The 5,766-nt window shown below is 69.1% G+C and carries 7 protein-coding genes; 6 read left to right on the forward strand and 1 reads right to left on the reverse strand.

From position 1 onward, the window contains the following. Positions 1-1,351: Hint domain-containing protein (locus B8460_RS13450; protein ID WP_048862120.1), on the reverse strand; the 1,351-nt coding region annotated here is incomplete at its 3' end. Between the two features lie 458 nt (positions 1,352-1,809). Between B8460_RS13450 and B8460_RS13455 the strand changes: the two genes are divergently transcribed. The 6 genes from B8460_RS13455 to B8460_RS13480 all read left to right on the forward strand — a co-directional run. Beyond that, complete coding sequence (locus tag B8460_RS13455) at positions 1,810-3,345, forward strand: hypothetical protein (protein ID WP_158322846.1); 1,536 nt, start codon at positions 1,810-1,812, stop codon at positions 3,343-3,345. 152 nt (positions 3,346-3,497) lie between these two features. Continuing rightward, positions 3,498-3,830 carry an AtpZ/AtpI family protein gene (locus tag B8460_RS13460; RefSeq protein WP_048862121.1) on the forward strand — a complete coding sequence of 111 codons (333 nt, stop codon included), beginning with the start codon at positions 3,498-3,500 and terminating at the stop codon, positions 3,828-3,830. A 16-nt stretch (positions 3,831-3,846) separates the two neighbouring features. Next, the gene (locus B8460_RS13465) at positions 3,847-4,644 is read left to right on the forward strand and encodes a F0F1 ATP synthase subunit A (RefSeq protein ID WP_084623634.1); all 798 of its coding nucleotides are present in this window, start codon (positions 3,847-3,849) and stop codon (positions 4,642-4,644) included. Positions 4,645-4,720: 76 nt separating this feature from the next. Further along, positions 4,721-4,945: an ATP synthase subunit C family protein gene (locus tag B8460_RS13470; RefSeq protein WP_048862122.1), complete on the forward strand. Its 225-nt coding sequence runs from the start codon at positions 4,721-4,723 to the stop codon at positions 4,943-4,945. Between the two features lie 32 nt (positions 4,946-4,977). Beyond that, on the forward strand, positions 4,978-5,538 hold the full coding sequence (locus tag B8460_RS13475) for a F0F1 ATP synthase subunit B family protein (protein WP_048862126.1): 561 nt from the start codon (positions 4,978-4,980) through the stop codon (positions 5,536-5,538). A gap of 12 nt (positions 5,539-5,550) precedes the next feature. Further along, positions 5,551-5,766: F0F1 ATP synthase subunit B family protein (locus B8460_RS13480; RefSeq protein ID WP_048862123.1), on the forward strand; the 216-nt coding region annotated here is incomplete at its 3' end.

Raw genomic sequence — 5,766 nt, forward strand, 5'->3', positions numbered from 1 at the left:
CGACCGGCGCGATGCGGCGGCCGTCCACCAGCAGATGCAGCCCGGCATCTTCCGTCGTCGCCGGGGCGGCCGGGGCCGCGCCGAGGTCGGCGGCGCGATCGGCCAGCGCCTGCCAGATCGGCCGCACGGTGGCCGCGTCCAGGGTCAGCGGGCGATAGCCATGCGCCGCATAGACGGCGGCGGCGTCGATCTGGGCGGCCGGCTGCAGGCTGGCGACGTCGCTGTTGGCGAAGCGCCCGCGATCGCTGCAGTCGAGGTAGCTTTCGGTCGTCAGCCCCTCGGCCAGCAGGATGTCGTGGCGGTCCAGTTCGACGTGGAAATAGGTGTAGGTGGCGATCGGCGCCTGCCGGATCGTGGTGCCGTTGACCAGCAGGCGGGCCGGGATCAGGCGGTCCTCGATCAGGATGGCGTGGTCGGCGGTGACGCGCAGATCGCGGGCCGGCAGGCCGGGGGCGATGGCGCCGGCGGCGATCACGACCGGGTCGCGCATGTCTGCGTCGGCGAGTCGCGCCCGCTCGACGGTGCGGTGGCCGATCCAGGTGATCGGCGCCGCGCTGCCCGAGGCGGTCAGCACGAGGTCGCCCGGCGCGAGCGTCTCGACCGCACGCTCGCCGTCCGGCGTCGCGAGGGCCGTGCCGGCGAGGAAGCACTGAAGCAGCGTCCCCCCGTTGCCGTCGTTGGCGAGATGCAGCGGTCCGGCGTTGGCGGCAAAGGTCCCGGTCGCCAGCGGATCGCCATTGACGGTGATGGTCCCGGCCGTCCCGCCTGCCCCACCAGCGCCTTTCTTGAACGTGATGGTCTCGTCATTGTTCGAGGCGCTGTAGGAGATGCTGTAGCTTTTGATGCTGCTGAAGGTGATCGCCTTGTCGTCGATATAGTCCCCGGCGCCACCGTAGCCGTTGATGTTGATGCCGCCCGAGAGAAAGCCAGGGGGTGAAACGGGGTCCTGGTCGACCACAAAGGTGCCGCCGCCGGTCCCGTATGTGACGTTCAGTGCCTGGCCTACAAAGCCGCTGAAAGTATTCGTGCCGACGTCAAAGGTCCCGCCGTTGGTGATCGTGGCATTGGTCGCCGACCCCAGCGAACCCGTGGTGCCGAGCAGTATCTCGCCGCCGCTGGCATTGTAGTTCAGGGTGCCGAGGACGTTGATGAGAAGCGACGAGTTGACGATCGCTTCCGCGCCGTTCGTCGAGGTGATGTTCAGCGTGCCTGCCAGCGAAGTCAGGTTCACGGTGACGACAGGCACCTGCCCAATCGGCGTGCTTGCATCGTGGGTCACCAACACATCGGTTGTGCCAAGCGCGGCCGCGACGTCATGCGTGCCGTTGCTGTCGTAAGTCGTGCCGCTCATAAATTCCCCGCAACCGCTGTGACGGCGCCAACCCGCTTGGGTCGCCAATAGGTCGTGAGATGCCACGTTGCGTTGCGGAACTCAACCGAAATCGGCCGGACGTGACTTTTTTCGAGACTTGCGCAGCGATTTAACGACCGGTTTACGAAGACAGCGTCCCCCCGTGCGGAATCTGGCACGCCCGAGACTCTATCTCCGATATATGGTGCGCGTGAGACACTACCCCGGGTAGGGCACGTCACAGGCCCGCAACCAGCTTGTCATTCCCCAGTCAGCCGGAAACGCCCGCCGTTGCCCCGGAGCGGTCGTTCGGCCGTGTCGCCGCGGCCCGGCGGCGGTGGCAAGGCCGGCGGTGCGAGGCGCCGAAGCACTGCCGCCGTACGGCAACGGGACTGCCATCAAGACGCAATCGTACCGCTGCTAACCCCATGACAGACACGTCATGAAAGGACGGACAGGTGCGACAGGCAGCGGGCTTGGCGGCGATCGCGGCCGCGGTGGCGGCGGTGGTGGGCGTGGCGGTGACGCCGGCGCGGGCGGGCGAGGTCTATCGGCCGCAGGCGGTGCGGCTTCTCGCCCACGGTAACCTGCTGATCGGCAGCAGCGTCTATGCCGGGAACGCCGGCACGATCACGGTCGGGCAGGCGCTGCCGGTCGCGGGCGGGGTCGCGGCGGTGGCGGACGGCGCCTATCCGGGCGTGTTCGCCAACGACTCGGTGGACGGCAATTTCGGCATCACCGCGCCGCTGCTGCTGAGCGGCTACAAGACGTTCAACTTCGGCGGCGAGATCGTGGTGGGCCGTCCCCTCGGCACGCTCGACATCACCCGCACGCTCGGCGTCACCTCCAGCTTCTCGTCCAAGTCCGAGCTGTCGCTCAACGTGGCGACGGACGGGCAGTCGGTCAGCTTCATGGGCTACCGGGCGCCGGCCAACACGCTGGACGTGTCCAACAGCAACACGCCGGGCGTGGTCGATCCGACCAACACGGACATCCAGACGCCGACCTTCCGCGCCATCGTGGACGTCAACCGCTACGGCTTCCTCGGCGCGACCGAGACCAGCGCCTATTCGGGCAACAACGGCCGTGCGGCGATCCTGTCGGTCAACACCAACGGAACCGCCGGCGACCTGTTCATGATGGCGGGCAACGCCGGCAACGGCTCGGGCATCCCGCCCACCGCCCTCGTCGCCGACACGGGCGTGCAGCTGATCCGCCCGGGCGCGGCCAGCCCGGTCAGCACCGTGGTCGGCATGCAGCAGGGCACGCCGGGGCAGAAGGACGGATTCCAGTACGGCTTCTCCGTCGCCAACCCGCCGGTCAGCGCGCCCGCCGACAAGTCCGGCAAGGACGACAACTTCCGCGCCGTCGCGGTGTCCGGCAACACGCTGTACGTGGCCAAGGGCAGCGGCGGCAACGGCGTGAACACCGTCTATCAGGTGAGCGTACCGGGCGGCGGCCTGCCGACTCCGGCGACCGCGGCGCAAGCGAGCATCACCATCCTGCCCGGCTTCCCGAGCGTGCCGGAAAAGGCGGTCACCGACGCGACGACCGATTACTACCCGTTCGGCCTGTATTTCGCGAACGCGACGACGCTGTACGTCGCGGACGAGGGGCCGCAGCAGGCGGCGCCCGGCCCGCATGCCGGGCTGCAGAAATGGGTGTTCAACGGCACGACCTGGACGCTCGCCTACACGCTGCAGGCGGGGCTGAACCTCGGCACGCAATACATGGTGCCGCGCTATCCGGCGCAGTACGCCCCGGCGACGACGGGGCTGCGCAACCTCGCCGGGTATACGCAGGGCAACACGGTCACGCTGTTCGCCACGACCGCGACCTACAGCACCCTGCCCGATCCGGGCGCGGACCCGAACCAGGTGGTGGAGATCGTGGACCAGCTCGACGCGACCACGCCGCCGGCGAACGCGCAGTTCTTCACGGTCGCCGCTCCGCGCTACGGCACGGTCTATCGCGGCGTCGCCTACATCCCCTGAACCCCGCGCAGGAGGCGGGCCGGCGCGCGGCGAAAGCCCGCTCCGGCCCGCGCGTCGCGGCAGATGGACAGCACTTCACCTGTTCTTGACAGTGCCAGGGGCGGCGGCTAGCAACGCGACGCTTTCGGGCGGCACGACTGCCAGGGGCGGACATGAACACGAACACGGGCAGCACGCCGCCATCGTTCGACGAGCGGTTGCGCGCCGCCCGCGACAGGCAGGGTCTCGAGTCGGCGGCGAAGCCGGAAGACGCGCGCAACGGCGAGCCGGGTGACTGGGGCGCATCTCCGCTGGGAGTTGGGCTTCGCCTCGGCCTGGAGCTGGCGACGGCGCTTTTCCTGGCGATCGCCATCGGCTGGGGACTGGACCGGGTCTTCCACACCCGGCCGCTGTTCCTCGTGCTGTTCATCCCCCTCGGCGGCGCGGCCGGCGTACTGAATATATGGCGCATCTACCGGCCACGGCCGGACCGGCGCGCCGACTGACACCACGGCCGCGGGGATGGCCCGCGCGCCGGACGACGATGAAGGGACGTGGCGCGTGGCGGCGGACACAGGCGGCGGGATCGACGCACTCGGTCAGTTCAGGCTGTTCACGGTGTTCGGGCCGATCGGTCGATCGGTCAATTTCACCCAGGCCAACCTGATGATGTGCGTCGCGGGCGCAATGATCCTCGCGCTGATCTACTACGGCATGCGGCCGCGGGCGCTGGTGCCGGGCCGGCTCCAGTCGGCGGCCGAGATGGCCTATGACTTCGTGATGTCGATGTGCGTGGATTCCGTGGGGCCGGAGGGGCGGCGGTTCTTCCCGTTCGTCTTCACGCTGTTCCTGTTCCTGCTGATCGGCAACCTGCTCGGCGTCTTCCCGTATTTCTTCACCTTCACCAGCCACATCGCGACGACCTTCGCGCTGGCGCTGTTCGTGGTGATCATGGTGACGGTGGTTGCGCTGCGGGCGCACGGGCTGCACTTCTTCACGTATTTCTTCCCGGCGGGCGTGCCGGTGGCGCTGGCGCCGCTGCTGATCCCGATCGAGATCCTGTCCTATCTCTCCCGCATCATCTCTCTGTCCGTCCGACTGTTCGCCAACATGATGGCCGGTCACGTGATGCTGGAGGTGTTCGGCGCGTTCGTGGTGATGCTTGGCGCCGCCGGGCTGCTCGGCATCGTGCCGGCGGCCTTCGCCTTCGGCGTCAACGTCATCCTGATCGGTTTCGAACTGCTGGTGGCCGTGCTGCAGGCCTATGTCTTCGCCATCCTGACCTGCATCTATCTGCACGACGCCGTCCACCTGCACTAAACAAGCTGCGCCGCGCCGTCCGGCCCCGCGCGGGCGGCGGCGCGCGAGACCACACTCAACGAAGGAACGAGTTGTCATGGATCTGGCTTCCGCAAAGAACATCGGCGCCGGCGTCGCGGTCATCGCCCTCGCGGGCGTGGGCGTGGGCATCGGCAACATCTTCGCCGCGCTGGTGAACAGCGTCGGCCGCAACCCGATGTCGCGCGACAGCATCTTCGGCCTCGCGATCCTGGGCTTCGCGCTGACGGAAGCGGTCGCGCTCTACGCGCTGGTCATCGCGTTCATCATCCTGTTCGTCTGACCGCCGGTCCGATGTCCGCCGTACAGCGATACGTGCCGGCGCTGCTTCTGGCGGCGCTCTGCGCGGCGCCCGGCGCGGCCCACGCGGCGGGTATGCCGCAGCTCGACTTCTCCACGCCCCTGACGATCGCGCAGGTCGTCTGGGGCGCGATCATCTTCGCCCTGCTGTATATCCTGGTCTCGCGCTGGGGTCTGCCGCAGGTGGAGACGGTGCTGGCGCATCGCGCGTCGGTCATCGCGAGCGACCTCGACGCCGCCCGCAGCGCCAAGGTGGAGAGCGACGCGGCGGTGCGCGAGCTGACCGAGGCCACGGCCAAGGCCCGGTCGGAGGCGCAGCTCGCCGTCAATGCCGCGATGGACGAGGCCAAGCGGGCGGCGGAGGCAAAGACCGCCGCCGTGAACGCGCGGCTCGACGAGCAGCTCCGCTCGGCCGAGACGCAGATCGCGCAGGCACGGGCGACCGCCATGGCCGCCCTGCCGGAAGTGGCGACCGACGCGGCGACCGCGCTGATCGCGCGGCTGACCGGACGGGCGGCGGACCCGGCGGCGGTGTCGGCCGAGGTGGCCCGGCATCTCGCGCCGGCGCAGGGCTGAGGAGCCGTAGCGATGCACGAGGAAAGCTTCTTCGCCAGTCCGCGCAACTGGGTCGCGCTCGCCTTCATCGTCTTCTTCGTCATCTTCGGCCGCAAGCTGTGGGCGCCGCTGGCGAAGATGCTCGACGGGCGTGGCGCGCTGATCCAGGCGGAGCTGGACGAGGCACGGCGCCTGCGCGCCGAGGCCGAGGCGATGCTGGCGGACGCCAAGGCCCGCCGCGCCGCCGCC

It is taken from the genome of Acidisphaera rubrifaciens HS-AP3 (assembly GCF_000964365.1).
Lineage (GTDB): Bacteria > Pseudomonadota > Alphaproteobacteria > Acetobacterales > Acetobacteraceae > Acidisphaera > Acidisphaera rubrifaciens.